Origin of the sequence: Luteirhabdus pelagi (assembly GCF_016827595.1) — a bacterium.
Taxonomy (GTDB): Bacteria; Bacteroidota; Bacteroidia; order Flavobacteriales; family Flavobacteriaceae; genus Luteirhabdus; species Luteirhabdus pelagi.
In genome coordinates, this window is the sequence record NZ_JAECMS010000016.1 from 1 (window position 1) to 3,051 (window position 3,051).

Sequence of the window (3,051 nt, forward strand, 5' to 3'; positions counted from 1 at the left end):
CAGGGTGGTTTTTTGTCTTTCATAAGGTATAGTACTAAAAGGGTTAATTTTTAGTCAACCTATTTCAGGACGATGCAGTCATTAAAATTATACATAACGGTATTGTATAACGTCTCGTTGTGTCGTTTTCCAATTTACAAATTATTCAGTTAGGAGAGAAGTTGTTTGTTCTTGTAATACTTTTCAATCGCTTGACCATACCGACACAATGGACGTTATACGTTGTTGCCATTACGTTGTGGATATCAGTTCATTTTAATCAAATCAATTTTTTCGTAATAGTCATTGATATAGTACGTATCTCGGCGGAACCAATCCATTTAGCCGCAGAGATACCAGCATTTGGCCTCTATGATGGGTAATGTGGTCTGAGAGCAAAAGAAGTATTTGTCTTTTTGTCCTATCGAGTCCAAAATAGTCAAGTCTTTCCCCAAGCTTATCAATATCGAATTCGGAAATAAAGTCTATGGTTTTACCAAAAGTTCTTCTGACCGTGGCGATCATTTCCTTTTTTGATTTGTTGTCCACTTTCAATTCCGTGTCCGTTTCCCAATCTCTTGCTTTCCGTCCTCCCATCAGTGATTGGCTGTGCCAGTCCATTGCCCAGGCAATGTGCATCAGGTTTTCCTCGAAACTAAGCGATTCTGGTGATGCCTTAAAATCATATTTTTCTTCAGGCATTGATTCAGCTACGAGAATCAAGTAATCCCTTGAGTTCTCCAATCTCTCGATATATTCTTTGATAAAATCACTATCCTGTGCAAGGAGAGAGAAACTCCATGACGAAATCAACACTATTGATGTTATAAGTAATATTATTCTCATAGAATTCAGTTTTGTTCAATCCAGACTGAGCTTTTATCACAATGAATGGCAACGGTCATGTATAACGCAAGATGCGCTATTTACGGAACAAAATAATCAAAACTTTCGAGATTTTCCGCTAGCGAGGATGATTCCCTGTAGGAATCAACCGAGCAATTTGCGTTATACGTTGTTGCCTGTAGTTGCGGAAAAAGATTTTTTCGATAGAGATTCATTTTCAACTTCAGCTTCAACTTTATCACCCCAGACCTAAATCAAATCAGTTTTCCATTCAATTTTTCCATTTCCACGATTCAAATCAGTTAATCAGTTCAATAACTCAACGCAGCAAAATCAAATCAAAATTCCGTTAAAAGGTTTAATCAATTTCCGGTCGAGTGAGAGTCACCCCGACCGAGTGAGAATCAGCAAATCCGCCAGAGTGAATTCCGCTGAAAGCGGATCACCGCAATTACTGGCAACGGATTTGTATAACGTGTCGTTGCACGTTTGATAAAGTTAGTTAAAATTCAGTTAGGGTAGGGGGTGTAATTAATCTGTAGGAAATCAGATAAGCTTAACCCTCTACGTGCCATGCACGTTATACGTTGTTACCACACGTATTTGTTCTCTAGTTTCTTATAACAAGTATAGCAAGCTGGTTTCGAAAAATTCACTTCGTTTTTTTCTCCACAAGAGATACAATAATTTTCCGGGTAGTATTCATCCGCATATTGATTCCAAGTTCTAAAACAGTCAAGACACAAAGGGCGATCTGGGTCAAGATAAATTTCCGTTTTACATCTTATGCAATGACCGTTATGTGTGTCATTGGAAAAATCTTCTTCCTCTTTTTCAGTTTGTTGATTATTAAAGTCTTTTCTATCGATTCTAATTCCTTTTATCCCTGAATTTACATATTTCTCATTCCTAAATGAGGAGATTTTTATCCTTTCTATTTCTTGGCCTCTGGAAATGTTGTCTAATAAATCTAATTCAATTTCGGAACCAACATAATCCTTTCCTAAGCCAAATAGCTTTTTCTTGAATTTTGGCCTCTTTACAAAAATTGTGAAGCCTTCATCCTCAAGGGTTTCGAAACATTTATTTTGCGAATCTTCGAAAAAAGTATTGGAAGCTAATATTTTACGATCTGCTGATGCTCCAAATTCAATATTATTAATAAAGGAATAATCAATTAAGTTCATCGAAGTTACGATAGATTTTTTCTCATTTCCGTAATACTTTCCATGTAACTTAGGAATATAAACTATTGTAATATTTGGAAATTGAGTAAAGTAATCAATATCCTGTTTTTTAAAACTTTTTTGAATGTTCTGTTCATTTTTTCCAAATCCCAGAATAATTTGTACTTGTGAATTATTCAAATGGCTTTTAAAAATTTCGTTTTTAAAGTAATCATCAAGCTGTATGAATGGAGAAAGTATCAGTAAATACCTTTCAGCGTAAAAAATTGTATCATTTATTTCGTTTTCAAGTTCTTTTCCTGTTAAGAATTTCATTGATATTCAGTTTAATATGTGTGGTAACGGATTTGTATAAAGTGTCGTTGTGTTGTGGTTCAATGTACTAATTTTTCAGATAGGGAAGAAGCTTTGATATTTTAAGTGAAATTCAATTGTATTCCTTCAACCGACACAATGCACTTTATACGTTGTTGTGTACAGTGCTTTTATTCATCTTAATTGTTTTCCCAAGGATTAAAATTCCTACTAGTAAAATTATCAGTCCTCCGATTAAAAAAGCCATTCCATATTTCTCTGAAAATATTGCACAAAAATAATTCAGATATCTATTAATAATTCCAGACATGTAAAATCCAGTCGCAGAAATCCCAGATGTCAAAAGCAGAACTCCCAAAGAGTTTATTGTTCCCAGTTTATATTTCCAATTTATCAATCCAACGAGTAATATTCCAAATATCACACTTGAAAAAGTCCAATAGGCTTCATATCTGAAAAATTGCCCAGGGTGAACATCGGTTAGGGATTGAAATTTTTCGAAGTCTTTATCCATTAAGGCATCCACCTTATTTCCATGGTACGCTACATAAAATCTTTTAATTCCATTGATTATAAAAATCAGTGCAAGACATTCTAACAGAATGAGTTTATAATTAATTTTCTTTAGCATTCTTTGAGCATTGTACACAACGGTCTTGTATAACGCCTCTGTGGCGCGGTCATCAATTTACGTATTTTTCAGTTAGGATAGGAGTGTTAGTTT

At 34.5% G+C, this 3,051-nt stretch carries 3 protein-coding genes; all 3 read right to left on the reverse strand.

The features are described 5' to 3' along the window. Positions 1-282: 282 nt before the first annotated feature. Positions 283-825 (reverse strand): DinB family protein, encoded by a 543-nt coding sequence (locus I4Q58_RS15300; RefSeq protein ID WP_203296781.1) that lies wholly within the window; start codon positions 823-825, stop codon positions 283-285. 590 nt (positions 826-1,415) lie between these two features. Beyond that, positions 1,416-2,327, reverse strand: coding sequence for a phospholipase D-like domain-containing protein (locus I4Q58_RS15305; protein ID WP_203296782.1), 912 nt, complete (start codon positions 2,325-2,327; stop codon positions 1,416-1,418). A gap of 145 nt (positions 2,328-2,472) precedes the next feature. Beyond that, entirely contained in the window at positions 2,473-2,958 is a 486-nt protein-coding gene (locus I4Q58_RS15310) for a hypothetical protein (protein ID WP_203296783.1), read from the reverse strand. Between the last annotated feature and the right edge of the window lie 93 nt (positions 2,959-3,051).